Origin of the sequence: Nocardioides sp., assembly GCF_050246775.1 — a bacterium.
Lineage (GTDB): Bacteria > Actinomycetota > Actinomycetes > Propionibacteriales > Nocardioidaceae > Nocardioides.
In genome coordinates this window covers 312,671-336,722 of record NZ_JBFWVK010000002.1, presented here as the reverse complement: position 1 = coordinate 336,722, position 24,052 = coordinate 312,671, and the positions used below count along the sequence as shown (strand labels likewise).

Here is a 24,052-nt window from a genome sequence, read left to right as displayed (position 1 = left end):
TGGGTGGCTCTCAGGCCGCCCAGAGGTCGGTCCACGCGTGCCCGAGCTCGGCCAGCAGGTCGCGCAGCAGCGGGAGGCTCACGCCGACCACGTTGTGGTGGTCCCCCTCGATCCCGGTCACGAACGCTCCACCGAGTCCGTCCACGGTGAAGGCACCCGCCACCTGGAGTGGCTCGCCGGTCGCGACGTAGGCGGTGATCTCGGCGTCGCTCACATCGGCGAAGTGCACCGTCGTCGAGGCGATGGCGGCCGCGACCCGGCCGGTGGCGACATCGTGCACGCTGTGGCCCGTGTGCAGGACCCCGCTTCGTCCGCGCATCGCCTGCCAGCGCCGGACCGCCTCGTCGGCCGAGTCGGGCTTGCCCAGGGCCTCGCCGTCCAGCTCGAGGACGGAGTCGCAGCCCAGCACGACGGCATCGTTGGGCACCCCGGGTCGTCCCAGCACCGTGGCCGCCTTGAGCTCCGCGAGCTGCAGGGCCAGCTCCGCGGGGGCCACGTCGGTGATCACCGACTCGTCGACGCCGCTGACGATCACCAGCGGCTCGACCCCCGCCTTCTGAAGCGTGGCCAGGCGGGCCGGGGACTGGGAGGCCAGGACGAGTCGGGTCACCCGCCCGAGGCTACCCACCCCCGATGGTCCCGAACATTCAGCACCGCGACACGCCGTCGGTCGGTGCCGAACGTTCGGGACTATCCCAAGGCGGAGGGGAAGGCGTCGCGGAACGACCGGATCCCCGCCGCGGAGGTCGCGGCGAGCATGGCCCGGGCCACCGCGCGGGTGACACAGTCGGCCGCGGCCTCGAGCAGCGCGTGGAACTCGAACGGATCGGGCGCGCCGCGCACCGCAGTGGCCAGCGTGAACAGGGTGTCCCCGTCGAACATGGTGTGCACCGGTCGGATGGCGCGGGCCAGGCCGTCATGGCCGATCCCGGAGACCTTGGAGCACTGGGCTTTGGTGAGGGTCCGGTCGGTCGCGATGACCCCGATGCTGGTGGCCAGGTGGGCTCCGGGGGTGAGCGTTGCCGCCTCTCGTGCGACCCGGAGCTCCTCCGGGCTCGGCCGCCCCAAGGTGGGTAGGTCGCCAGGCAGGCAGAACCGCGCGGAGTACAGCTCACCCGTGGCCGGATCCACACACGAACCGATCGCGTTGACTGCGACCAGGGCGCCGACCGTCGTGCCGTCCGGCAGTACGGCGGACGCCGTACCCACGCCGCCGCGCAGACCGCCGGCCCTGGCACCGGTGCCGGCCCCGACGCAGCCGAGCGCAGTGGAGTCGTGGGCCGCCGCGTAGGCCTGGGCTCCCAATGCGGCGTCGGGGGCGTTGCCGAAGACGCCACCGCGTCCGAGGTCGAAGAGGATCGCGGCCGGCACGATGGGAACGACCTCGCCCGGTGCCCCCATGGGGTAGCCGATGCCATCATCGAACAGGGCCCTGGCTACGCCGTCGGCGGCTGCCAGCCCCAGGGCCGAGCCGCCACTCAGCACGACGGCATGCACCCGCTCGACGAGATTGCGTGGATCGAGCACGTCGGTCTCGCGGGTGCCAGGACCCCCGCCTCGTACGTCGACTCCGCCCACCGCGCCGTCCGGGGGCGCCAGCACCACCGTCGTCCCGGTCAGCCAACCCTCGTCGGTGCGTTGAGCGTGCCCGACCCGGATGCCCTCGACATCGGTGATCGCATTCGTCGGCCCCGGCTGCATGCGTCCAACCTAGGCCCGGCGTGGGGGGAGGTTCATCAAGGTATGCAGGCGAACCTCCCGTTTCCACGGTGAATTCGCCATGGGAAGCGGAGGTTCGTCGAGGTGGGTGAGCCTTCGATTCGCTCTGCGAAGTCCAGCGCGGCCCGCTTGCCGTCCACATACCCGGAGTTGAACCCGCTCATCCACAGGTGCTCTGCTTCGGCTGTTGCCACGGCGTACGCCGACTCAACGATGGAGCGATGGACCCACTCCGCGTTCTTGACGACACCCAGGGCTTCTTCACCCGCAGCCAAGCCCGGGAGTTCGGCTACGACGACAAGGCCGTCTCCCGAGCACTACGACTGAAGGTGTGGCACCGGATCCGGCGCGGCTACTACACGCACACCGACGTCTGGGCGGGCCTGGATCAGGTGTCCCGGCATCTCGTCCTGGCTCACAGCGTTGCAGACTCCCTCGGCGACCGCGTCGCCCTGAGCGGGCCCACCGGGTGCCTGGCGCACGGCATCGCCACCTGGGACCTGGATCTCACCCGAGTTCATGTCACCCGGTTGGACGGCGGTGCTGGACGCATCGAGGGTGACGTCGTACATCACGAGGGCTTCTGGGCTCCCGAGGACCTGCGCAGAGTTCACGGCAGCCTCGTGCTGTCTCCGGAGCGGTGCGCTCTTGAGGCGGGATCACGAGTCAGGGGCGGGGCAAAGCTGGTGCTCCTCGACTCGCTGCTGAACCTTGGACTCGCGACACCCAAGGCGCTTGAGGACCAGTTCCGGCTCATGTGTCACTGGCCGTTCATGCGCTCCATGCAGATACCGGTCCGGATGGCCGATGCTGGTGCGCAGAGTCCGGGCGAGAGTCTGGGGCGCTACCTATTCTGGGCTGCACACCTCCCCGCTCCCCTTCTGCAGTTCACCGTGTACGACGAACGGGGAAACCTGGTGGGCACCTGCGACTGGGGCTGGCCCGACCATGGGCTGCTGGGCGAGTTCGACGGCCGGATCAAGTATGGGCGGCTTGTGCAGCCGGGGCAGTCCGCTGGTGATGTCGTCTTCAGCGAGAAGCAGCGCGAGGATCTGCTTCGCGAAGTCACCGGGTGGCCGATGGTCCGCTTGATCTGGGAGGACCTCAACCGCCCCAACCTGACGACTCAGCGCATGAGACGTTTTCTGCATAGACTCGGATGAGGCCTCACTGACCACGATGAACCGCCCCTTCCCACGATGAATTCACCACGGACAGCGGAGGTTCGGCTGCATACCTTGATGAACCTCCGCCAGGAACGACCGGAATCGTCAGCGCGGCAGACCGCTGGCCCGCCAGCCGCCCGGGCCGGCTGGGGGTAGGACGCGCAGCTTGCGCTGGTGTGCCTGCCAGGCGGGGGTGCGGCGGTCCGGGGCGGGGGCAGGTGACGAGCCCAGAGCCGAGAACACAGCCACGAGGGCGGCGATCTCCTCGTCGGTGGCGTCGGGGTTGATGACGCGAAGCAAGGGGGTCTCGACAGGCTCGACCACCGAATCGACAGGCTCGACCACCGGAGGCTCGCTCATAGGGGGATGTTCCCGTGCTTCTTGGCCGGCAGCGTCTCGCGTTTGGACTTGAGGAGTCGCAGGGCGCGGACGATCTCGAGGCGGGTCTCGTGGGGGGAGATGACGGCGTCGATGTAGCCGCGTTCGGCGGCGATGTAGGGGTTGGCGAGGGTGTCCTCGTAGGTGGTGATGAGTTCGGCGCGGCGTTCCTCGGCGTTGCCGGCGGCGGTGGCCTCGGCGATCTCCTTGCGGTAGAGGATGTTGACCGCGCCCTGGGCGCCCATCACCGCGATCTGGGCGGTGGGCCAGGCGACGTTGATGTCTGCCCCGAGGTGCTTGGAGCCCATCACGTCGTAGGCGCCGCCGTAGGCCTTGCGGGTGATGATCGTGATCAGCGGGACGGTGGCCTCGGCGTAGGCGTAGATCAACTTCGCGCCGCGCCGGATGATGCCGTTCCACTCCTGGTCGGTGCCGGGCAGGAACCCGGGGACGTCGACGAAGGTGATCACCGGGATGTTGAAGGCATCGCAGGTCCGCACGAACCGGGCGGCCTTCTCGGAGGCATCGATGTCGAGGGTGCCGGCGAACTGCATCGGCTGGTTGGCCACGATCCCGACCGGGCGCCCCTCGATGCGGCCGTAGCCGATGAGGATGTTGGGGGCGAACAGGGCCATCACCTCGAGGAACTCCTCGTCGTCCAGGACGGCCTCGATGACGGTGTGCATGTCGTAGGGCTGGTTGGGCGAGTCCGGGATGAGGACGTCGAGGGACAGGTCCAGGTCGGTGACCGACTCGATGGCTGGTTCGTCGTAGAGGACCGGCTCGTCGAGGTTGTTCTGCGGCAGGTAGGACAACAGGGCCTTGACGTAGTCGATGGCGTCGGCCTCGTCGGCGCCCATGTAGTGGGCGTTGCCGGACTTGGTGTTGTGGGTCCGGGCGCCCCCGAGCTCCTCCATCGTGACGTCCTCACCGGTGACGGTCTTGATCACGTCGGGCCCGGTGATGAACATGTTGGAGGTGCCGTCGACCATGATCGTGAAGTCGGTGACCGCGGGGGAGTAGACGTGCCCCCCGGCACACGAGCCCATGATCATCGAGATCTGCGGGATGACGCCCGAGGCGTGCACGTTGCGACGGAAGATCTCGCCGTAGAGCCCGAGCGAGACGACACCCTCCTGGATCCGGGCGCCGGCGCCCTCGTTGATCCCGATGATGGGGCACCCGGTCTTGATCGCCAGGTCCATCACCTTGGTGATCTTCTCGCCGTAGACCTCACCCAACGACCCGCCGAAGACGGTGAAGTCCTGGGAGAACACGCACACCTGACGCCCATCGATGGTGCCGTAGCCGGTGATGACCCCATCGCCGTAGGGGCGGTTGGCCTCCAGCCCGAACGCCGTCGAGCGGTGCCGGGCGAGCTCGTCGAGCTCCACGAACGACCCGTCGTCGAAGAGCTGCTCGATCCGCTCCCGCGCCGTCTGGCGGCCCTTCGCATGCTGCTTCTCGACCGCCTTGGCCGAGCCCGCATGCACCGCCTCATCCAACCGCCGCCCCAGATCAGCGAGCTTGCCCGCCGTGCTGTGCACATCGATCTCGGGGATCCCGGTCTCGGCTGACGTCGCCTCTGCACTCACAAGTGGCCTCCTTGGCTCTCCGTGCGTCAATGTAGTGCGCATGGCGGACAACGGCGTATGGCGCACATCACTCGACACCTCGCGGCTCGGCGCAGCACCCTGGCCGGTCGAGGTGCTGGCCGAGACGGGCTCGACCAACGCAGTCCTGGCTGACCGGGCCCGAGCCGGCGGCGCTGAGCAGGTGCTGGTCACCGAGCACCAGACCGCCGGGCGCGGACGACTGGACCGGACCTGGGACACCCCGGCACGGGCCGCGCTGACGTTCTCGGTGCTCCTGCGCCCTGCTGTCGAGCCCAGCCGGTGGCCGTTGCTTCCGCTGCTCGTCGGCTCCGCGGTGCGTACGGCGGTCGCGCGACTGGGCGTGCCGGCCACCGTGAAGTGGCCCAACGACGTCCTCATCGGTGAGCTGAAAGTGGCTGGGATCCTGGTCGAACGGGTCGACAGCCCCGCTGGAGCCGCGGCGGTCGTCGGCGTCGGACTCAACGTGTCCACCACCGCCGATGAGCTGCCGGTGCCGACGGCGACGTCGCTCACGCTGGAGCTGGCACGTGACCAGGGCCCCGGCCACGAGCCGGACCGCACCGCGCTGCTGCTCGATCTCCTGACCACCCTCGAGCGGGGGTACGGCGACTGGGTCGAGAAGGGCGACGGCTTCCTGCGGACGGCGTACGTCCCGCACTGCTCGACGCTGGGCCGTGAGGTCCGTGTCGACCTGCCTGGTGCGCGGACGCTGCGGGGCACCGCCCGGGACCTGGACGGCCTGGGCCGGTTGGTGGTGGACACGGCGGACGGGTCGACGTCGGTCGACGCCGGCGACGTGGTCCATGTCCGCCGGGACGATCAGTGACATGATTCGGTCGTGGCAATTTCCCGCAGTCTCCTGAACGACGGAGAGCATGTCGTCGTCGGCACTCGTACGCATCCCAAGGTCCTCGCACTCCCGGTCCTGCTGCTGGTCGTCCTCCTGGCTGCCGGAGTGGTGGTCGGCAACCTGATCGGCGACGCCGGTCAGAACGTGCCGCGCCTGGCGATCTGGGCGGTCGTGCTGATCGCGATCCTCTGGTTCGTCGTCCGCCCCGTGATCACCTGGTACACGACGACCTACACGTTCACCAACCGTCGCCTGATCACCCGCTCCGGCCTGATCGCCAAGGAGGGTCGCACGATCCCGCTCAACCGGATCAGCGGCGTCGACTTCGAGATGGGGGTCGTGGACCGCATGTTCGGCTGCGGCACCCTGGTCGTCTCCGACGCGAGCACCGACGGTCGCGTCGAGCTCCATGACATCCCGCACGTCGAGCAGGTGCAGCTCCAGGTGGCCGAAGAGCTCAACAGGCTCAGCGGCGAGCGCCATCACGATGGCTCCTGAGCGACGACACACCCGCGAGGACCTCGAAAGAGTCATTCTCGGCGAGCCGGCCACCCTCAGCGCCGGCGAGGTCGCCGAGCTCAGCGGTGCCGACGTCGAACTCACCCGGCGGCTGTGGCGGGCACTGGGCTTCCCCGAGCTCCAGGGCGAGATGCTGTTCACCGACGCGGACGCCCGAGCGGTGAGCACCTTGGTGAGCATCGTTGACGAGGGGCTCATCGACCTCGACACCGCCCTGAACATGACCCGCGGCGTGGGACAGACCATGGCGCGCCTGGCCGAGTGGGAGACCGCCTCGGTGGTGCCCAACCTGTTGAACATGGAACCCGACCAGAGCCGCTTGGACGCCTCGGTCGACCTGCTCGGTCGGATCGGTCGTCCGTTCGAGGAGCTGCTGATCTACTCCTGGCGCCGCCACCTCGCCGCGGCGGTGGCTCGGGCCGAGGCGTTGGGTGCCAACGACGAGGAGCTCAGCACGACCGAGGTGACGGTCGGTTTCGCCGACCTGGTCGCCTTCACAGCCTTGTCCAACGAGATGGCCGAGCACCGCATCGGTGACCTGGTGGAGACCTTCGAGTCGCGGGTGCACGACGTGATCGCCGCCCACTCCGGGCGGGCCATCAAGAGCCTGGGCGACTCGGTGCTCTTCGTGAACGACGATCCGGTGCGCGCGCTCGACACCGCCGAAGGCATCATCGAGGTGATCGGCCGCGACGACCGGATGCCCGACGTCCGCCTCGGGCTGGCCTCCGGCAACGTGGTGCTGCGCCTCGGCGACGTCTTCGGCCCACCGGTCAACCTGGCGGCCCGGCTGACCACGGTGGCTCGGCGCAATCGGGTGATCATCGACGAGGCCACCGCCCGGATGCTGCCGGGAACGGCCTGGGAGACCCGGCGACTGCCGCCTCGGCCGTTGCGCGGCTTCGGTCTCGTGGAGCCCGTGACCGTCCGCCGGCACTGAAAGATCTGGCGTTCTCTGGTCATTTTGGGGTTGTTGTGTGGCCCGATCGGCTGATCTTTGGAGATTTCACCGCCGATGGGCGTGTCGCATTTCTAACCTTGGCCCATGGCTCAGGTGCAGGACGTCCGGATCGACCCGGACGCACGAAAAGTGTGGCGGGCAGGACGGGAGATCCCGCTGTCGCGCAAGGAGTTCGACCTCCTTCAAGCGGTGATCACGCGACCGGGTCAGATCGTGCGCCGTGAAGAGCTCATGAAGGAGGTCTGGAACACCACGTTCTACACCTCGTCCAAGACGATCGACGTCCACCTGGGCTGGCTGCGCCGCAAGCTCGGCGACAACCCCCGCAGACCCACGCTGATCACCACGATCCGTGGTCAGGGACTCCGTTTCGAGCAGGTCCCGCCGCAGCACTAGCCTTGCTGCCTGTGACCTCATCTCTCGCTCCGACCCTCGCCATCATCGGGGGCGGTCAGCTCGCACGGATGCTCGCTCAGCCGGCCATCGCCCTCGGACTTCCGTTGCGGCTGCTGTCCGAGGCGCAGGGAGGGTCGGCCGCTCAGGTCATCGTCGACCACGAGGTCGGGGACTACCGCGATCTCGCCACCCTGCACCACATCACCCGGGGCTGCGCGGTCGTCACCTTCGACCACGAGCACGTCCCGACCGCGCATCTGCACGACCTCGAGTCCGGCGGCATCGCCGTACGTCCCGGCCCGGAGGCCCTCGTGCACGCCCAGGACAAGGGCGTGATGCGGGCCAGGTTGAGCGAGCTGGGGGTGCCCTGCCCGCGCCACGCGCTGGTCACCACGGCCGAGGAGGTGGCCGCGTTCGGCTTCCCGGCGGTCCTCAAGACGACCCGGGGCGGGTACGACGGCAAGGGGGTGTGGGTGGCCTGGTCTCTCGAGGACTGTGCCGACGCGTTCAGCACCGCGGCCGCTGCCGGCGTCCAGATCCTGGCCGAGGAGCTGGTCGACTTCCGTCGCGAGCTCTCCGCACTCGTCGCCCGGTCGCCGAGCGGCCAGGCTGCGGCGTACCCCGTCGTGGAGTCCACCCAGGTCGACGGTGTGTGCCGTGAGGTCATCGCCCCGGCGCCCGACCTCGACCCGGAGCTGGCCGGTCAGGCGCAGGCGATCGCGCTTCGCATCGCGGGGGCGCTCGGCGTGACGGGCATCCTCGCGGTCGAGCTGTTCGAGACCACCGATGGACGGATCCTGGTCAACGAGCTCGCCATGCGGCCGCACAACACCGGCCACTGGAGCCAGGACGGGGCGGTCACCTCGCAGTTCGAGAACCACCTGCGGGCCGTCATGGACCTGCCGCTCGGCTCGCCGCTGCCGCGGGCACGCTGGACGGTGATGGTCAACATCCTCGGGGGCGCCTCGGAGACCGGCCGACTGTACGACGGCTACCCCCACGCCATGGCCCGCGACCCGTTCCTACGCGTGCACCTCTACGGCAAGGAACTACGCCCTGGGCGAAAGGTCGGCCACGTCAACGCCTACGGCGACGACCTCGATGATTGTCTGGAGCGAGCGCGGCACGCAGCCGCCTGGTTCCGTGGCGATCTCGGCAACGAAAGCGAGTAGGGCAATGACTTCTGGGACTGTTGGCATCGTGATGGGTTCGGACTCCGACTGGCCCGTCATGAAGGCTGCAGCCGACGCGCTGGCCGAGTTCGAGGTGAGCTTCGAGGCAGACGTGGTCTCGGCGCATCGCATGCCCGAGGAGATGATCACCTACGGCCGCAGCGCGGTGGATCGGGGCCTGTCGGTGATCATCGCGGGCGCCGGCGGGGCGGCACACCTGCCCGGCATGCTGGCCGCGGTCACCCCGCTGCCCGTGATCGGGGTGCCGGTGGCACTCAAGCACCTCGGCGGGCTGGACTCGCTGCTCTCGATCGTGCAGATGCCCGCGGGCGTGCCGGTGGCGACGGTGGCCGTGGGCAACGCCCGCAACGCCGGTCTGCTCGCTGTCCGGATCCTGGCGGCCTCCGATGCGGCCCTGCGCCAGAGGATGGTCGACTTCCAGGCCGCCTTGCGCGACACCGCTCACGAGAAGGGCCAGGTGGTGCGGCGGGAGTCCGCCGGCCCCACGCGCCTGGGCTTCTGAGGCCCTCTCAGACGGCGAGACCGTGCTCGTGGGCGAACACCACGATCTGCACCCGGTCGCGCAGGCTGAGCTTGCGCAGGATGGCTCCGACGTGGGTCTTGACCGTGGACTCGCCGGCGTAGACGAGCGCCGCGATCTCGGTGTTGGACAGACCACGGGCGACGGCGGCGAACACCTCACGCTCCTTGTCGGTGAGTGACTGGTACGCCGCCGGAATGGCCGCGCGCGAGCGGAACTGCCCCTCCAGCAGGGCGGACAGGTCCTCCGGTGCGAGGACGGCGTTGCCGGCGTGCACGGTGCGGATGGCGTCGCTGAGCTGTTGGGGCGTCGTGTCCTTGAGCAGGAAGCCGCTGGCTCCGTGCCGGATGGCGGTTGCGGCGCGGTCATCGAGGTTGAAGGTGGTCAGGACGATCACGCGCACCGGCCGGTCGCGCTGCTGGACCCGGGTCGGCGCGAAGATCTGCCGGGTCGCCTCCACACCGTCCATCTCAGGCATCCGCACGTCCATGAGCACGACGTCGGGGGACACGCTCTCCACGAGGCGGACCGCCTCGATACCGTCGGCCGCCGAACCGACGACCTCCATGTCGGGCTGGGCGTCGATGATCACGCCCACCCCGGCCCGGAACAGTTCCTGGTCATCGACCAGCAGGACCCTGATCATCCGGCCGCTCGCAGTGGCACCCAGGCAGTGGTGGTGAACGTGGCGCCTGTCGGCTCCTCGCGGCGGCGTACGTCAAGGCGGCCACCGACCGCCTCCAGCCGGCGGCGCATGCCGTCGAGTCCCTGACCTGGGGCCGGGGCGGCCGGCGGTGGGGATCGGACGGCGATCGGGACGGTCTCGTCGCTGAGTGCCTCGACGACGTTGCGGACCTCGATGCGCAACTCGCCCTCCCAGTGTCGCTCGACGCTCACGGGTTCCCCGCGTCGTCCGTGTCGAATCGCATTCGTCAGCATCTCCTGCAGCACCCGATAGGCAACCACCTCCAGCTCGGGCGGCAGCGGTTGGGGGGTGCCCACCTCGCTGGAGGTCACGACGTGGCCACTGGAGCGGACCCCGTCGATCAGGCTCTCCAGTCCACCGGTGACTCGCTGCGCCGATGGGTGCGGGGTGGGGGTGAGCACCTGGCGCACGTCCTGCAGCGACGTCCGGGCAGACACGGCGATGTTCGCCATCGTCTTCTTCAGTGCGGCGTTGTCATCGTCCTTGAGGAACTGAGCCGACTCGGCCTGGGCCAGGATCACCGCCAGGGAGTGCCCGACCACGTCGTGCACGTCGCGGGCGAGGGTGGCCTGCTCGGCACGGAGCCGGGCGATCTCCTCGGCCTGGGAACGGGCCTCCTCTGCGGTGGCCTGCGCCACTCGCGACACCTGCGCCTGCTGCCGGATCCGCAGGGTCAGCCCCACCAGCCAGGGCACGCTGAGGGTGAGCAGCACCAGCACCCCGCCCAGCAGGACGGTCGTGAACGGCCTCCCGTTGGCCAGGTCCACGCCGAGCAGTCGTACGCCGAGCGTGGAGAACCAGGTCTCGCCGTACCCCAGCACCCAGACCAGGGCGATGGCCGAGCCCACCGGGATCGACAGGCCGCTGATCCACAGCACCGTGCGCGACCCGTAGCGAGCCGCACCGTAGGACACTCCGAGGGCGGCCAGCTCGACGAGCATCAGGTCGAGCCCGGACACCACCTGCAATCCGCACGCCAGCCACACGAGCAGGACCGCCACGGCCGGACGGCGGCGGTGCAGGCCGGCGGCCACCCCCATCCCGAGTGCGACCGCGACACCCCGGGTGGAGCCCTCGATCCACCAGGGTGCCCGGGTCAGCGCCTCCCAGATGCCGAACAGGGTGACGGCCACGCCGAGCGCGGCGTCCGGCCACCAGGCGGGCGACTGCCTGCTCGGTGGCCGGGTCATGCCGGCGTCGGGATCCGGGAGGGCAACCATCTGACCGGACCTCCTGCCAGGTGGGTGGGCATGTGACCCCGCAATGGAATCACGCCCAGGCTGTCGCAGGGACCGCGACAGCCGCGGAGTGAGGCCCCAGGCGTCACAGGGCCCCTCGCACCAGCAGGTCGAGCAGGTCGGGGTAGGGCAGTCCGCCGGCGGCGAACATCTTCGGCACCTGGGACTGCTCGGTCATTCCCGGCATGGTGTTGACCTCGTTGAGCACCGGGCCGTGCTCGGTCACGAAGAAGTCGATGCGGGCCACTCCTGCGCACCCCAGGGCCTCGTACATGGCAATAGCCGCGGTCTCCAGGTCCTTGCCCGCGACCTCGTCGAGGTCAGCGGGCAGCCGGAAGTCCGCGCTGCCGTCGTACTTCGTGCGCGTGTCGAAGACGTCGTCGACGACGATCTCCAACGCCGGAGCGACCATCAGGTCCCCACCGGGCAGGCGTAGCACCGCCAGGTCGATCTCACGTCCCACGATCACCTCCTCGACCAGCACCCGGTCGTCCAACGCCAAGGCGGACTCGAGGGCGTCGGCGAAGTCGTCGGCGTCTCGGACGAGAGAGACCCCGTGGCTCGAGCCCGCTGCTACCGGCTTCACGACGACGGGACCCGACCAGGCGATGGAGTCGGCTCTGCTGACCAGGACGCCCGTGGCGGTGCGGACTCCGATCGCCTCGGCGACCAGCTTCGTGGCCCACTTGTCCATAGCCAGCGCACCGGCGCGTACCCCGGAGCCGACACAGGGGACCCCGGCCAGGTCGCACAGGGCGGCCAGGGTGCCGTCCTCTCCGCGAGGGCCGTGGACCACGGGCAGCACCGCCGCGCAGGTCTGCAGGAGCTCGACGGCCGCGCCCAGTCCGACGACACCCCCGTGTTCGTCGGACCAGGCGCCGTCGCGGCCGATGGTCAACCTGACCACCTCGTAGCGTGCCGGGTCGAGTGCCGCCGCGACCGCGGCGGCCGATGCGAGCGACACCTCGTGCTCGCAGTTCTGACCTCCGCCGATCACCGCGACCCGGGTCGGCAGCGGGTTCACGACAGGCTCCGCAGCGGCTTGGCGATCCGGGTACGGCGCACCCGGGCGCCGATCCCGGTGACGATCTCGTGCTCGATCGTGTTGGCCCACCCGGCCCAGTCGGCCACCGTCGGCTCTCCGTCGTCGCCGGGCCCGAACACCGTGGCGAGATCTCCCGGCTCGGCCCGACCGGTCGGGCCGAGGTCGACCACGGTCTGGTCCATGGAGATGCGGCCGATGACCGGGCAGCGCCGACCGGCGACGAGGACCTCGGCTCCAGCGGAGGCAGCTCGCGGGAGTCCGTCGGCGTACCCGAGGGACAGCAGGGCCAGACGGGTAGCGGTCGTCGTGATGCCCGTGTGGCCGTAGCCGACGCCGGTTCCCGCGCGCACCCGACGGATGCTCACCACGGGAGCCGTGAGACGCAGACCGGGCTGGAGGGACGTGGTGCCCGACGGGTCGATGCCGACCAGGCCGGCGCCGATGCGCACCATCGTGTGATGCGAGCGTGGATCGGTCAGGGTCGCCGCCGTGGCAGCGAGGTGTCGTTGCGCCGGTCGCAGCCCCGATGCCCGGGCGACGTCGAGGCCCCAGGCGAACCTGGTGCGGCCCGTGGAGTTCTCCGGATCGCCGGGCAGGTCGGCACAGGCCAGATGGCCCATCACACCGATGACACGGAACGTCCCTTGGCGTTCCGCACGGCGCGCGGCGCGGCACAGCCGTCCCCAGAGCGCGGGGCTCGCGCCGTCCCGGGCCATGCCGGTGTCGAGGTGGAGGTGCACCCGGGCGGCGCGCCCGGTGGCGCGGGCTGCGGCACAGACTGCCTCGAGATGCTCGATCCCCGGGATGGCCAGGTCGACATCGGCTGCCAACGCGCTGGCGAAGTCGCCGTCGACCGGGTTGAGCCAGCTGAGGACCGGCGCCCTCAGGCCGGCGGCCCGCAACGGGAGCGCTTCCGCGACCGAGGTGACGCCGAGCCAGCTGGCGCCGTTGGCCAGGGCTGTCCTGGCCAGGTCCAGCGCTCCGTGGCCGAAACCGTCGGCCTTGACCACCGCCATCACGTCGGCGTCCGTGGCGGCGCGGAACAGTCGGGTGTTGGCGGCCACGGCATCCAGGTCGACGCACAGTTCGGGGACCGTGCCCGGCGCCGCGAGGAGCGTGCTGGCGAGCGCTTTCATGCTGCGCTGCGCAGGTCGGCGGGGCCATAGAGTGCGTGATCGGCTCCGGTCATCAGCGCCCAGTAGCGGTCCCCGAAGCTCCAGTGCCACCACTCGGTGGGGTAGTTGACCAGGCCGGCACCGGTCAAGGCGCCGGCCAGGAGTTCCCGATAGGCCCGGGCCTCGGCACTGATGTCCACGGCATCGAAGTAGCAGCGCCCAGCACTCTGTTCGGGGGTGGCATCGATCGGCGTGCCCAGATCGAGCTCGACGCCGTCAGATCCGACCAGCGTGAGGTCGACCGCAGCCCCGGCCACGTGCGGAGCCACCGCCAGGGGCGCCACGAACCTGCTCGACAAGCGCGCCAGGTCATCGGGCGAGATGCCCGGGTGCACAGCACACAGCTCGGCTGAGTACGACGCCACGATGGCTGCTTGGGCTGCCGCGGAGCGGTGTCCCTCCACCACGTGGAGCCGCACCCCTGGAGGCAGCATCGACTGGGCGTCGGCCAGCCGCTGGGCCAACCCCGAGCGCACGTGGCTGTGTCGCCCGAGACTACGGTCCAGCCGCACCAGGGGGTCGCCGTTGTCAACCAGCGGGACCCCGTGCACGCGCGGGTCCGAGAGCAGGATCGTCATGCGGGCAACGCTAGGAACTTCACGGCCAGGAGGCCTCCACCGGTGGTACCGAACCGCTGGCCCGGAGGTGGAGGCGGGGTCATTCGCTCTTGCTAGGGTCGAGACTCGTCCACGAGGGGAACCCATGACTGAGATCAGCAGACGAATCGAGGTCCCGGATCGCAAGGACCCGGACTACGCCGGCTTCGAGATCACCCAGGAACGGCTCGAACGAGGGGCGCACCGCGGCTTCGTCGGCGGCCACTGGGACCAGATGGGGCAGCTCCAGCGCAACTTCCTGGTCGAGCAGGGTCTCCAACCCCACCACCGCTTCCTCGATGTCGGCTGCGGTTCGCTGCGCGCCGGTCGGCTGCTCGTGGAGCACCTCGATCCCGGCCATTACTACGGCACCGACATCAACCACGACCTGATCGCCGCCGGCTACGACCACGAGCTCGACGACCACCAGCGCTCGCGGTTGCCCCTGGAGAACCTGCGCGTCACCGATCGCTTCGACAACGACTTCGGGGTGCCCTTCGACATGGCCATCGCCCAGTCGGTGTTCACCCATGTGCCGCTCAACATGATGCGGCTGTGCCTCTACCGTGTGGCCAAGGTGATGAAGCCGGGGGGCCGGTTCTTCGCGACGTTCTTCGAGCGCGGACCCGACTACCCGGTGGACGGCGTGTCGAAGAACGGCCATCAGTTCACCGAGCGCAACGCGTTCTGGTACTACCGCAACGACCTGCGCTGGGTCGCCCGTCGCTCGCCCTGGTCGTTTCGCTACATCGGCGCGTGGGAGCACCCCATGGGGCAACGGATGGTGGAGTACACCCGGCTTCCGGACTGAGCGCTACTCGTCGCTGACCGGGCCGCGGAGCTGTTTGACGCGGCCGCGCAGCTTCTTGCTCTGCAGGCGGCGGCGGCGTGAGCCCAGCGTGGGTTTGGTGGCTCGGCGAGGAGGCGGTGGCGGCGCCAGGCCGGCTCGCACGATGGCTGCGAGGCGCTCCCGGGCGGCCACCCTGTTGCGGTGCTGGGAGCGGTGCTCGGAGGCGACGACGACCAGACGTCCCCGCACCAGTTGCCCCGAGAGGTTGCGGGTCAGCCGCCGGCGCTGCGCGTCGCTCAGGCTCGAGGACCGCCCTACGTCGTACTCCAGCTCGACGCGCGTGTCCGAGGTGTTGACCGACTGCCCGCCCGGCCCTGGTGAGCGCGAGAAGCGCTCGACGAGGTCGGCGGCGGCGATGCTGAGGCCGTCCGGCAGGCCGGGCCCGGCCGCGATCTGCAGGTCCCCGCCCGGCCGGCTCATTCGCTGCGCTTGCGCCACTCGATGGCCGGACAGGTGTCCATCACCATGAGCACCCCCGCCTGGCGGGTTCGGGCGAACGCGCCCTCGTCGATCACCCCGAGCTGGAACCAGACTCCGCGCGCGCCGATGGCGACGGCCTGATCGGCGAACTCGCCGGCGGCCGAGGAACGCCGGAAGACATCGACGACGTCCACCGGGAAGGGGATGTCGGCCAGGGTGGCGTAGCCCTGCTCGCCGAGCACGACCGGTGCGGCAGGGTGCACCGGCACGATGCGCTTGCCGCGGTTCTGCAGCAGCTGTGCGATGCGGTACGCCGTCCTGCCGCGATCACCCGACAGCCCCACCACGGCCCAGGTCGCGGTGTCGTCGAGCATGGTGTCGACGGCGTGTTGGTCCTGCCACTCGCTGCCCATGCGTCCACCGTAGTGCGGGTCCGCCTGATCTAGTCAGCCTCCTCGCGAACCGGGGTTCCCCGGCAGGGTGGGCGGACGGCACGTATCCTCGACAGTGCCGAGGCGAGGGGGGCTCCCCTCGGCATCACCCGGGGGGGAACGAACATGGCACGAACGCCGTCCAATGCGCCGAAAAGCGTTGAAGTCGTCACGCTGGAGGGACACCGTTTGGGGGTCGCCCGCGTGCGCCATCCCACGTCCGGTGCCCAGTGCCTGGCGTTCAGCACCCTCGAGGGTCGCCGCGTCGCGCTGGTCGCGCGCGAGACCGTGAGCGATCTGAGGCAGCGGCTGTGGCAGCTGACGGCACCCGACGGCAGCTCCTACACCCTCGGGCCGATCGACATCGCGGTGGTCCGCAACCTCGCTGCCTGAAACCACGTTCGGCACCGTGGGGCCATGATCGAGCCTCGCGGCACGCATCTCACCCTGAGGGGTATGGCGGGCACGTCCTCCGGGCTGGTTCGCTGAATGACATGGCCACCACGACTGTTGTACCCAGCAAATTGCCCCGGCGGGAGGCCACCGCTGCACTCCTGGCTCAAGCCCAGGAGGCATCGGCCGAGGACCGGGCCTCGCTGCAGGACGAGGTGATCCGCATCAACATGCCGGTCGCCAGCGACGCAGCGCGGCGCTATCGCGGACGGGGCATCGCCGTCGACGACCTGGAGCAGGTCGCCTATCTCGGGCTCGTGAAAGCGGTACGCCGCTTCGAGCCCGACCGGCCCAGCGACTTCCTGAGCTACGCCGTGCCCACCATTCGGGGGGAGCTGCGCCGCCACTTCCGCGACTTCGGCTGGGTGGTGCGCCCACCTCGGTCCGTGCAGGAGCTGCAGGCCAGGCTGACGGCGGCTGATGCCGACCTGTGCCAACAGCTCGGCCGGGCACCGCGGCCCCAGGAGCTCGCCGAGCACCTCGGGGTGGACCTCCGCCTGGTCCTGGACTCCCAGGCGGCAGCCGGGTGCTTCACCCCCACCTCGCTGGACACGCCTGCCGGTGACGGCGACGGCGGGTTGATCGACTGGCTCGGGGGCGAGGACTCCGGATTCTCGAGCGCCGAGGCCCGTGTGGCCCTGGCACCGCTGGTCGCCGGGCTCGACGAACGGGAGCGACTGATCCTGGAGATGCGCTTCGTGCGAGGGTGCACCCAGGCCGAGATCGGGGTGGCCGTCGGCGTCACCCAGATGCAGGTCTCCCGGCTGATCACCGCACTGCTCGCCCGGCTGCGCCGCGAACTCGGCAGCGAAGCAGCCTGACGGTCCGGGCCGCACCGGGCTACGTTGGTCCGGTGCCTGGAGAAGTCCCACCCTGGAGCAGGTCGGAGCTGGAGAGCCGTCAGCTCGAGCGCCTGGCCGACACGCTGGCTCGGGCCTACGCCCACGTCCCCCACTACCGCCACGCCTTCGACGAGGCCGGCGTACACCCCGACCAGCTCGAGTCCCTGGCCGACCTGGCCCGGTTCCCCTTCACCACCAAGGCCGACCTGCGTGCCAACTACCCGTTCGGCATGTTCGCGGTGCCCCGCACCGACGTCAGCCGTGTGCACGCCTCGAGCGGTACGACGGGCAAGCCGACCGTCGTGGGCTACACCGCCGCGGACCTCGACACCTGGGCCGAGGTGATGGCGCGCTCGATCCGGGCCGCGGGCGGCCGTCGCGGCGACATGGTGCACGTGGCGTACGGCTACGGGCTGTTCACCGGCGGGCTGGGTGCCCACTACGGCGCAGAACGGCTCGGCTGCACGGTGGTCCCGGTCAGCGGTGGCATGACCGAGCGCCAGGTCCAGCTCATCGTGGACTTCGCGCCCCGGGTCATCATGGTCACCCCGTCGTACTTCCTGGCCATCCTGGACGAGATGGAGGCCCAGGGCATCGACCCGCGCTCGACCAGCCTGGAGATCGGCATCTTCGGTGCCGAACCCTGGACCGACGAGATGCGGCGCACCGTCGAGACCCGAGCCGGCATCCGGGCGGTGGACATCTACGGACTGAGTGAGGTGATGGGGCCGGGGGTGAGTCAGGAGTCAGCGGAGACCCAGGACGGCCTGCACATCTGGGAGGACCACTTCCTGCCCGAGATCATCGACCCCGTGACGCGCGAGGTCGTCGAGGACGGCCAGGAGGGCGAGCTGGTCTTCACCAGTCTCACCAAGCAGGCCATGCCGGTGATCCGCTACCGCACCAGGGATCTGACCCGGCTGCTCCCGGGGACGGCCTATCCGGCCTTCCGGCGCATGCAGAAGGTCACTGGCCGCACCGACGACATGATGATCGTGCGCGGCGTCAATGTCTTCCCCACCCAGATCGAGGAGCTGATCCTCACGGTGGAGGGGCTCACCCCCCACTACCTCTGTGTGCTGACCCGGCCGGGCAACCTGGATGAGCTGACCGTGCAGGTGGAGTCTGCCGGCCCGGTCGATCCCGCACTGGGCGACCGGTTGCGCGAGCGGATCAAGCACCGGATCGGCATTACCGTGGCCGTGGACGTGGTGGCTCCGCACGCCCTGGAGCGCTCACTCGGCAAGGCCAAGCGCATCAGCGACCGGCGCTGACGCGGCGTTCATCGGGTAGGCGAACACGATGTCCTCGCCCGGGCAACCGGTCGGGATCTCCGGGAAGGAGTCCGGCAGGTCGGCGCGGTCGAAGTGCGTGCCGCCGCCGGTGAAGCTGTCGCCGACCGCCAACTGGTCACCGACGGGAAGGGTCAGCACGGGGATCTCGTCCTTGGTGATGGTGGTGCCGTGCACCCAGACCGCCACGGACGGGTCGGCTGCGCCTTCCTCGTGCAGCCCCACGCAGTCACCGACCATGAGGACGACTCCGCTCACCTGGTCTGTGGGGGTCTCGACGTCCTCGCCGGCCACCAGGAGCACGGCGCCGTTGCCACCCTTCTCGACCGAGGCTCCGTTGCCGCAGCCGGCGAGGGTGGCACCCACCAGGAGTGACACGACCACCAGCTGGACGCGGCGCATGGCGGTCAGTGTCCCGAGGTCCGCTTGAGGTAGGCCCGGGCGGCCCAGCCCAGCACCCTGCTGTCGTCGGCCTTCTCCAGCGCAGCCGTCTTCAGACGGAAGGTCGCGGCGCGCCCCTCGCTGGCGAGCGCCTCTGACGATCTCGGAGCGGTGCGTCCCTTGCGCCTGGCGGCCCGCTGACGGTTGCGGCCCCAGAGCCGTGCCTGGTCGAGCGACACCGCGGCGAGCGCAGCCAGTGCGGCATCTGCGACCTCGCTGGCGGTCGGTTCGCTCGGGTGTGCGGGCCCCTCGGTCCCCGACTGCGGGGTCAGGTCCGCGAGCGACCCGACGATGGGATAGCCCCGCTCGGTCAGCTCGGTGACCATGGCCGCCGACCGTTGCGCGATCCAGTCGAGCTCTCCCGCGGGCACCGCGATGGGCTGCGAGTCGCGGTCCACCAGGCCAGCGCGGATGACCCGCATCAGGTTGAGGCGCTGGTTCTCCGCGAGCTGCCCGTCGAGCGCCTCGTTCAGGCGGCGTACCACTTCGGCTTCGGGTACGCCGACCGACGCGTTGCCGCGGCTGCGGCTGCCCCGCAGCAGCCCTGGTGGGGCCCCGATGACCTCCGCGAACCGGTCGTTGAGCAGGTCCGGGGCCTGTCCCGGGGACGGCAGGGTCACCACCCGGATATCAGAGCGCGGTACGGCGCTCTCCCAGGCGTTGAGGGTGCGGATCAGGTCCTGGCGCATCCAGAACCCGACCCCTGCGCTGGCCGACCCCGCGCCCGGGTCCCGGACCGCGGCAAGGAACTCGGGCAGGGTCTCGGTGCGGCCCATCATGACCATCTGCTGCCAGTAGGACCCCAGCACCCTGCCCAGGTCACGCACCGTGACCACCACGACCACGCGGCGCGGAGCCAGTGAGTCGACCAGGCGTCGGATCATCCGCGGGCGAGCCAGGGCGAGCATCTCCTCGGAGAAGACCACGGTGGGTGCGCTGGAGGCGACGATCGAGCGCGCGAACGGCTGCCAGGCTCCGGTCACCGCCGCGCTGTTGGCACCGCCGATCCGCCGGCCCATGAGGTCGTAGACGGCGCGGCGGGTGTCCTGGTGGCTACCGCCGGGGACGTGGATGCCGAACTCGCGCAACGCCTTCTGCTGCTCGGTGAGCGCCCGCTGGATGGTGCTGGTTCCGGTCTTCCCGAGACCGATGTGGACGTAGACCGTCCCGCCTCCGGTCATCCGGTCACGCTCTTGGGCAGTCCGGAGGGGGTGCACAGGCCCGCGGGGATGTTGTCGGCGTCGTCGTTGATGATCTTGTCGAACAACTGCTGGGAGCGGTCCTTGTCCCAGTGCACGGCGAGGTCCGCGATCGGGACCCCGCAGGTCAGGCCCTTGTCGCCGCTGACCCGGGTCATGGCCAGGAACATCTTCGCGGTCGCGATCGCGCTCGTGTTCTCGCCGACGACGATGGAGCCGGCGGCCGCGAAGTTGAGCCGCCAGTAGCGCACCGGGTTGATGAAGCTCCACGGCGAGACCGCTTCCTTGCCGATCGCCGAGATGACCTCGCGCTGCCGTCTGGCGCGGTCGATGTCGCCCAGGGCCTCGACGTGACGTGATCGCGAGTAGGCCAGCGCGGTCCTGCCGTCGACCTCCTGGCAGCCCTTCTTGATCTTGAGCTCGGCCTTGGGATCGTTCATGTTCCGCTTCGGGCAGACCTCGATGCCGCCCACGGCGTCGACCACGTCCACGAAACCGGTGAAGCCGATCTCGGCGTAGTCGTCGATGCGGATCCCGGTGCTCTGCTCGATGGTCCGGATCAGCAGGGGTGCCCCGCCGTACGCGAACGCGGCGTTGATCTTGCCGCTGCCGTGTCCGGGGATGTCCACGATCGAGTCGCGTGGGATGGACATGAGCACGTTCGGCCCGCTGCCGGTGTGCAGCACCATGATCGAGTCCGTGCGCGAGCCGGTGGTGTCGTCCTTGCGGGCATCCGAGCCGACCAGCAGGTAGGTCGTCCCCGGCTGGTCGTCGGGGCGTTTGCCGTCAGGGGTGTCCTCCACCTTCGAGACCTTGTTCCAGGCCAGGAGCGGGGTGACCACCAAGAAGACCAACCACACGACCAGGAGGTAGAGCACCCAGCGCAGCCGCGGCCGGAATCCTCGGCCACCACCGCCGCCACTGCGCCGGTCCCGTCGGTCGCCGGGAGGCGCGGGCGGTGGGGGAGGGGTCTGGTGCGGGCGCTGGTTGGGTTGGGTCACCTGTCCGGCCGGGGGGCGTCCATCCTGCTGTGCGGCCGCTTGACCGCGCGGCACTGCCGGCATCATCCGGGTCGCGTCCGGCTGCTGGGCAGGGCGCTGCGGGCGCCCGCCCGGACCGAGCACCTGAGTGGCGTCGTCGTCGCGGCCACCCGGGGCAGCGCCGTAGAGCCAGTCGTACTCGGGGGTTCCCTCGGCAGGGCCGCCCGGGTCGGGGGCGTTCGAGGAGGGGGGCCGTTCAGACATGGCCCCGACGCTACCGTGCGACCGGATGCCCGCGTCGAACCCACGTCGGGGACGATGGGGGCCTGATGACCCTCACCGACAGACTCCCCCCACCCGCGACGACAGGAGAGGTCGACGCCGACCTGCTCTTCGACGCCTTCGAGTCCTGGACCGGCGAACATGGCCTGCGGCTCTACCCCGCCCAGGAGGAGGCGCTCATCGAGGTGATGACCGGGGCCAACGTCATCCTGTCCACGCCCACCGGCTCGGGCAAGAGCCTGGTGGCCACCGGCGCCCACTTCGCAGCGCTCGCCGCGGGTCGGCGTACCTACTACACGGCGCCGATCAAGGCGTTGGTGAGTGAGAAGTTCTTCGCCCTCTGCGACATCTTCGGTGCGGCCAACGTGGGCATGCTCACCGGCGACAGCGCGGTCAACCGGGATGCCCGGATCATCTGCTGCACCGCCGAGGTGCTCGCCAACATCGCGCTGCGCGAGGGACCGCGTGCCGACGTGGGCCAGGTCGTGATGGACGAGTTCCACTTCTACTCCGAACCTGACCGGGGTTGGGCCTGGCAGGTGCCGCTGCTGACCCTGCCGCAGGCCCAGTTCCTCCTCATGTCGGCCACCCTCGGCGACGTCACCCGGTTCGTCGAGGACCTCACTCGCAGGACCGGTCGCGAGACCGCGGTGGTGACCTCCGCCCAGCGTCCGGTGCCCCTGAGCCACGCCTGGGCACTCACAGCGATGCACGAGACGCTGGAGGAGTTGCTCACCACCCATCAGGCGCCGGTCTACGTCGTGCACTTCACCCAGGCCGCGGCGCTCGAGCGGGCCCAGTCGCTGACCAGCATCAACGTGTGCACCCGGGAGGAGAAGGACCGGATCGCGGAGCTGATCGGTGGGTTCCGGTTCAGCCCGGGGTTCGGCAAGACCCTGGCTCGTCTCGTGCGCAACGGCATCGGGGTGCACCACGCCGGCATGCTGCCCAAGTACCGACGGCTGGTGGAGACGCTCGCCCAGGCCGGTCTGCTCAAGGTCATCTGTGGCACCGACACCTTGGGCGTGGGCATCAACGTGCCGATCCGCACGGTGGTGTTCACCGGGTTGACCAAGTTCGACGGCACCCGACAGCGGATGCTGAAGGCGCGCGAGTTCCACCAGATCGCAGGGCGGGCAGGTCGAGCCGGATTCGATACCTCCGGTGCCGTGGTGGTCCAGGCCCCCGACCACGTGGTGGAGAACCACAGGGCGCTGGCCAAGGCGGGCGACGATCCGAAGAAGCTCCGCAAGGTGCAGCGCAAGAAGCCTCCGGAGGGCTTCGTGTCCTGGACCGAGGACACCTTCGAGCGGCTCGTCGCGGCCGAGCCGGAGCCCCTGAAGTCCCGGATGCGCGTGAGTCATTCGCTGGTGCTCAACGTGCTCGCCCGCCAGGACGACCCGTTCGCCGCCATGTGTGCGCTGCTCCGCGACAACCACGAGGACCCCCGCAACCAGGTCCGACTGGTGCGGCGGGCCGTCGCCATCTACCGCACGTTGCTGGCGGCCGGGGTCGCGGAGACTCTCGAGGTCCCCGATGCTGCTGGTCGCCGGATGCGCCTGGTGGCCGATCTGCCACTCGACTTCGCGCTGAACAGGCCCCTGTCCACCTACGCCCTGGCCACGTTCGAGACGCTGGACCCGGAGTCTGCGACCTACGCCTTGGACATGGTCTCGGTGATCGAGGCCACCCTGGAGGACCCGCGACCGGTGCTGTCGGGGCAGCAGTTCAAGGCGCGTGGCGAGGCGGTGGCCGAGATGAAGTCGGACGGCATCGAGTACGAGGAGCGCATGGAGCTGCTCGACGACGTCACCTGGCCAAAGCCGCTGGTGGAGCTGCTCGAGGCGACGTACGAGCTCTATCGGCAGGGCCATCCGTGGATCTCGGAGAGCGCACTGTCGCCCAAGTCGGTGGTGCGCGACCTCTGGGAACGCGCGATGACCTTCGGGGAGTACGTCGCCTACTACGGCCTCACCCGCTCCGAGGGTCTGGTGTTGCGCTACCTGTCCGACGCCTACAAGGCCCTGCGGCAGACGGTCCCGGAGTCGGCGCGCACCGAGGAGCTGACTGATCTCATCGAATGGCTCGGCGAGCTGGTGCGCCAGACGGACTCCAGCCTGCTCGACGAGTGGGAGCAGCTGGTGGATCCCGATCGACCCGACCGGCCGGCCGTGGCGGTGCCGATCGTCGCCGGATCCCTGACCAGCCACGTGCGGGCCTTCACGGTGATGGTGCGCAACGCGATGTTCCGCCGGGTCGAGCTGCTGGCCCGCCGCGCCTACACCGCCCTCGGGGAGCTCGACGGGGAAGGGGGGATGGACGCGGACGCGTGGCGTGCGGCAGCGGAGGACTACTACTCCGAGCACGACGGTGTCGACACGGGGCCGGACTCACGCGGTCCGTCGATGCTGCTGCTCGAGAAGGAGCCGGGGCAGTGGCTGGTGCAGCAGATCGTGGGCGATCCGGAGGGCGAGCACGACTGGCGGATCTTCGCTACCGTGGATCTGGAGGCGAGCGACGAGGCCGGAGAACTGGCCCTCCGGGTGACCGGTCTGCGACCGCTCTGAAGGCGTTCAATTCTGCATGTTTATGCAACGCCCAAACCTGCAAAATCATGAGTGGGCGATTTGGGACAACTTCCGACAAAAGGACGCACACTTGTATTCAGGTGGTCAGCACGACACCGGGGACCGCCCCTCACCCCCCCACGATGCGGTCCCAGAGCAACAACTCCATAGACCTGAGACGAGGATTCGACACACCCCCCCCACAATGTCGATCCCA

General features: G+C 69.8%; 26 protein-coding genes. 12 read left to right on the top strand and 14 right to left on the bottom strand.

Annotated features, from left to right (window positions below):
- Positions 1–10: 10 nt before the first annotated feature.
- Positions 11–610, bottom strand: a complete 600-nt coding sequence (locus AB7I40_RS11485) for a Maf family protein (protein ID WP_428345970.1) — start codon at positions 608–610, stop codon at positions 11–13.
- Positions 611–690: 80 nt separating this feature from the next.
- Complete coding sequence (locus AB7I40_RS11480) at positions 691–1,701, bottom strand: P1 family peptidase (RefSeq protein ID WP_428345971.1); 1,011 nt, start codon at positions 1,699–1,701, stop codon at positions 691–693.
- A 239-nt stretch (positions 1,702–1,940) separates the two neighbouring features.
- On the opposite strand from AB7I40_RS11480, the gene AB7I40_RS11475 reads away from it, so the two are divergent.
- Entirely contained in the window at positions 1,941–2,882 is a 942-nt protein-coding gene (locus AB7I40_RS11475; protein ID WP_428345972.1) for a type IV toxin-antitoxin system AbiEi family antitoxin domain-containing protein, read from the top strand.
- Between the two features lie 108 nt (positions 2,883–2,990).
- Here the strand turns inward: AB7I40_RS11475 and AB7I40_RS11470 are convergent, their stop codons facing one another.
- Positions 2,991–3,245: an acyl-CoA carboxylase subunit epsilon gene (locus AB7I40_RS11470; protein ID WP_428345973.1), complete on the bottom strand. Its 255-nt coding sequence runs from the start codon at positions 3,243–3,245 to the stop codon at positions 2,991–2,993.
- Positions 3,242–4,858 carry an acyl-CoA carboxylase subunit beta gene (locus AB7I40_RS11465; protein WP_428347958.1) on the bottom strand — a complete coding sequence of 539 codons (1,617 nt, stop codon included), beginning with the start codon at positions 4,856–4,858 and terminating at the stop codon, positions 3,242–3,244. Before AB7I40_RS11465 ends, AB7I40_RS11470 begins: the two co-directional genes overlap by 4 nt.
- 40 nt (positions 4,859–4,898) lie before the next feature.
- Between AB7I40_RS11465 and AB7I40_RS11460 the strand changes: the two genes are divergently transcribed.
- From AB7I40_RS11460 to purE, 6 genes are all read left to right on the top strand, one after another.
- Positions 4,899–5,705, top strand: a complete 807-nt coding sequence (locus AB7I40_RS11460; protein ID WP_428345974.1) for a biotin--[acetyl-CoA-carboxylase] ligase — start codon at positions 4,899–4,901, stop codon at positions 5,703–5,705.
- 12 nt (positions 5,706–5,717) lie between these two features.
- The gene (locus AB7I40_RS11455; protein WP_428345975.1) at positions 5,718–6,227 is read left to right on the top strand and encodes a PH domain-containing protein; all 510 of its coding nucleotides are present in this window, start codon (positions 5,718–5,720) and stop codon (positions 6,225–6,227) included.
- On the top strand, positions 6,217–7,188 hold the full coding sequence (locus AB7I40_RS11450) for an adenylate/guanylate cyclase domain-containing protein (RefSeq protein ID WP_428345976.1): 972 nt from the start codon (positions 6,217–6,219) through the stop codon (positions 7,186–7,188). The genes AB7I40_RS11455 and AB7I40_RS11450 overlap by 11 nt, the downstream gene beginning before the upstream one ends.
- 105 nt (positions 7,189–7,293) lie before the next feature.
- Complete coding sequence (locus AB7I40_RS11445; protein WP_428345977.1) at positions 7,294–7,605, top strand: winged helix-turn-helix domain-containing protein; 312 nt, start codon at positions 7,294–7,296, stop codon at positions 7,603–7,605.
- A gap of 11 nt (positions 7,606–7,616) precedes the next feature.
- Entirely contained in the window at positions 7,617–8,777 is a 1,161-nt protein-coding gene (locus AB7I40_RS11440) for a 5-(carboxyamino)imidazole ribonucleotide synthase (RefSeq protein WP_428345978.1), read from the top strand.
- 4 nt (positions 8,778–8,781) lie between these two features.
- Positions 8,782–9,300 (top strand): 5-(carboxyamino)imidazole ribonucleotide mutase, encoded by a 519-nt coding sequence (purE, locus tag AB7I40_RS11435; RefSeq protein ID WP_428345979.1) that lies wholly within the window; start codon positions 8,782–8,784, stop codon positions 9,298–9,300.
- A gap of 7 nt (positions 9,301–9,307) precedes the next feature.
- Here the strand turns inward: purE and AB7I40_RS11430 are convergent, their stop codons facing one another.
- The 5 genes from AB7I40_RS11430 to AB7I40_RS11410 form a co-directional block, all read right to left on the bottom strand.
- Positions 9,308–9,964 carry a response regulator gene (locus AB7I40_RS11430; protein WP_428345980.1) on the bottom strand — a complete coding sequence of 219 codons (657 nt, stop codon included), beginning with the start codon at positions 9,962–9,964 and terminating at the stop codon, positions 9,308–9,310.
- Complete coding sequence (locus tag AB7I40_RS11425; RefSeq protein ID WP_428345981.1) at positions 9,961–11,244, bottom strand: sensor histidine kinase; 1,284 nt, start codon at positions 11,242–11,244, stop codon at positions 9,961–9,963. Before AB7I40_RS11425 ends, AB7I40_RS11430 begins: the two co-directional genes overlap by 4 nt.
- Before the next feature lie 103 nt (positions 11,245–11,347).
- Positions 11,348–12,286, bottom strand: coding sequence for a D-alanine--D-alanine ligase family protein (locus AB7I40_RS11420; protein WP_428345982.1), 939 nt, complete (start codon positions 12,284–12,286; stop codon positions 11,348–11,350).
- Entirely contained in the window at positions 12,283–13,443 is a 1,161-nt protein-coding gene (gene alr, locus AB7I40_RS11415) for an alanine racemase (protein ID WP_428345983.1), read from the bottom strand. The genes AB7I40_RS11420 and alr overlap by 4 nt, the downstream gene beginning before the upstream one ends.
- Entirely contained in the window at positions 13,440–14,060 is a 621-nt protein-coding gene (locus AB7I40_RS11410) for a M15 family metallopeptidase (protein ID WP_428345984.1), read from the bottom strand. Before AB7I40_RS11410 ends, alr begins: the two co-directional genes overlap by 4 nt.
- Positions 14,061–14,184: 124 nt before the next feature.
- Between AB7I40_RS11410 and AB7I40_RS11405 the strand changes: the two genes are divergently transcribed.
- Positions 14,185–14,889, top strand: coding sequence for a class I SAM-dependent methyltransferase (locus AB7I40_RS11405; protein WP_428345985.1), 705 nt, complete (start codon positions 14,185–14,187; stop codon positions 14,887–14,889).
- A gap of 3 nt (positions 14,890–14,892) precedes the next feature.
- Here the strand turns inward: AB7I40_RS11405 and arfB are convergent, their stop codons facing one another.
- Both arfB and AB7I40_RS11395 read right to left on the bottom strand, forming a co-directional pair.
- Positions 14,893–15,348 carry an alternative ribosome rescue aminoacyl-tRNA hydrolase ArfB gene (gene arfB / locus AB7I40_RS11400; RefSeq protein ID WP_428345986.1) on the bottom strand — a complete coding sequence of 152 codons (456 nt, stop codon included), beginning with the start codon at positions 15,346–15,348 and terminating at the stop codon, positions 14,893–14,895.
- The gene (locus tag AB7I40_RS11395) at positions 15,345–15,761 is read right to left on the bottom strand and encodes a CoA-binding protein (protein ID WP_428345987.1); all 417 of its coding nucleotides are present in this window, start codon (positions 15,759–15,761) and stop codon (positions 15,345–15,347) included. Before AB7I40_RS11395 ends, arfB begins: the two co-directional genes overlap by 4 nt.
- Before the next feature lie 222 nt (positions 15,762–15,983).
- Between AB7I40_RS11395 and AB7I40_RS11390 the strand changes: the two genes are divergently transcribed.
- The 3 genes from AB7I40_RS11390 to paaK all read left to right on the top strand — a co-directional run bounded on the left by AB7I40_RS11390 (position 15,984) and on the right by paaK (position 18,348).
- Entirely contained in the window at positions 15,984–16,172 is a 189-nt protein-coding gene (locus tag AB7I40_RS11390) for a hypothetical protein (RefSeq protein ID WP_428345988.1), read from the top strand.
- Between the two features lie 101 nt (positions 16,173–16,273).
- Complete coding sequence (locus AB7I40_RS11385; RefSeq protein WP_428345989.1) at positions 16,274–17,053, top strand: sigma-70 family RNA polymerase sigma factor; 780 nt, start codon at positions 16,274–16,276, stop codon at positions 17,051–17,053.
- A gap of 32 nt (positions 17,054–17,085) precedes the next feature.
- On the top strand, positions 17,086–18,348 hold the full coding sequence (gene paaK, locus AB7I40_RS11380) for a phenylacetate--CoA ligase PaaK (RefSeq protein WP_428345990.1): 1,263 nt from the start codon (positions 17,086–17,088) through the stop codon (positions 18,346–18,348).
- Here the strand turns inward: paaK and AB7I40_RS11375 are convergent.
- Genes AB7I40_RS11375 through AB7I40_RS11365 form a run of 3 tightly spaced genes read right to left on the bottom strand, consistent with a single transcriptional unit; the run spans position 18,310 to position 21,250 of the window.
- A complete protein-coding gene (locus AB7I40_RS11375; protein WP_428345991.1) occupies positions 18,310–18,768 on the bottom strand; it encodes a hypothetical protein in 459 nt (152 codons plus the stop codon). The two genes, paaK and AB7I40_RS11375, sit on opposite strands and share 39 nt — an antisense overlap.
- 5 nt (positions 18,769–18,773) lie before the next feature.
- Positions 18,774–19,988: a hypothetical protein gene (locus AB7I40_RS11370; protein ID WP_428345992.1), complete on the bottom strand. Its 1,215-nt coding sequence runs from the start codon at positions 19,986–19,988 to the stop codon at positions 18,774–18,776.
- Complete coding sequence (locus AB7I40_RS11365) at positions 19,985–21,250, bottom strand: LCP family protein (RefSeq protein ID WP_428345993.1); 1,266 nt, start codon at positions 21,248–21,250, stop codon at positions 19,985–19,987. Before AB7I40_RS11365 ends, AB7I40_RS11370 begins: the two co-directional genes overlap by 4 nt.
- A gap of 65 nt (positions 21,251–21,315) precedes the next feature.
- Between AB7I40_RS11365 and AB7I40_RS11360 the strand changes: the two genes are divergently transcribed.
- Complete coding sequence (locus AB7I40_RS11360; RefSeq protein ID WP_428345994.1) at positions 21,316–23,835, top strand: DEAD/DEAH box helicase; 2,520 nt, start codon at positions 21,316–21,318, stop codon at positions 23,833–23,835.
- Positions 23,836–24,052 lie beyond the last annotated feature (217 nt).

Coding starts and splice junctions, on each gene's coding strand:
- AB7I40_RS11480 (WP_428345971.1), bottom strand. CDS start 1,701: ATGCAGCCGGGGCCGACGAATGCGATCACCGATGTCGAGGGCATCCGG.
- AB7I40_RS11475 (WP_428345972.1), top strand. CDS start 1,941: ATGGACCCACTCCGCGTTCTTGACGACACCCAGGGCTTCTTCACCCGC.
- AB7I40_RS11470 (WP_428345973.1), bottom strand. CDS start 3,245: ATGAGCGAGCCTCCGGTGGTCGAGCCTGTCGATTCGGTGGTCGAGCCT.
- AB7I40_RS11460 (WP_428345974.1), top strand. CDS start 4,899: ATGGCGGACAACGGCGTATGGCGCACATCACTCGACACCTCGCGGCTC.
- AB7I40_RS11450 (WP_428345976.1), top strand. CDS start 6,217: ATGGCTCCTGAGCGACGACACACCCGCGAGGACCTCGAAAGAGTCATT.
- AB7I40_RS11445 (WP_428345977.1), top strand. CDS start 7,294: ATGGCTCAGGTGCAGGACGTCCGGATCGACCCGGACGCACGAAAAGTG.
- purE (WP_428345979.1), top strand. CDS start 8,782: ATGACTTCTGGGACTGTTGGCATCGTGATGGGTTCGGACTCCGACTGG.
- AB7I40_RS11430 (WP_428345980.1), bottom strand. CDS start 9,964: ATGATCAGGGTCCTGCTGGTCGATGACCAGGAACTGTTCCGGGCCGGG.
- AB7I40_RS11425 (WP_428345981.1), bottom strand. CDS start 11,244: ATGGTTGCCCTCCCGGATCCCGACGCCGGCATGACCCGGCCACCGAGC.
- alr (WP_428345983.1), bottom strand. CDS start 13,443: ATGAAAGCGCTCGCCAGCACGCTCCTCGCGGCGCCGGGCACGGTCCCC.
- AB7I40_RS11410 (WP_428345984.1), bottom strand. CDS start 14,060: ATGACGATCCTGCTCTCGGACCCGCGCGTGCACGGGGTCCCGCTGGTT.
- AB7I40_RS11405 (WP_428345985.1), top strand. CDS start 14,185: ATGACTGAGATCAGCAGACGAATCGAGGTCCCGGATCGCAAGGACCCG.
- arfB (WP_428345986.1), bottom strand. CDS start 15,348: ATGAGCCGGCCGGGCGGGGACCTGCAGATCGCGGCCGGGCCCGGCCTG.
- AB7I40_RS11395 (WP_428345987.1), bottom strand. CDS start 15,761: ATGGGCAGCGAGTGGCAGGACCAACACGCCGTCGACACCATGCTCGAC.
- AB7I40_RS11385 (WP_428345989.1), top strand. CDS start 16,274: ATGGCCACCACGACTGTTGTACCCAGCAAATTGCCCCGGCGGGAGGCC.
- AB7I40_RS11375 (WP_428345991.1), bottom strand. CDS start 18,768: ATGCGCCGCGTCCAGCTGGTGGTCGTGTCACTCCTGGTGGGTGCCACC.
- AB7I40_RS11370 (WP_428345992.1), bottom strand. CDS start 19,988: ATGACCGGAGGCGGGACGGTCTACGTCCACATCGGTCTCGGGAAGACC.
- AB7I40_RS11365 (WP_428345993.1), bottom strand. CDS start 21,250: ATGTCTGAACGGCCCCCCTCCTCGAACGCCCCCGACCCGGGCGGCCCT.
- AB7I40_RS11360 (WP_428345994.1), top strand. CDS start 21,316: ATGACCCTCACCGACAGACTCCCCCCACCCGCGACGACAGGAGAGGTC.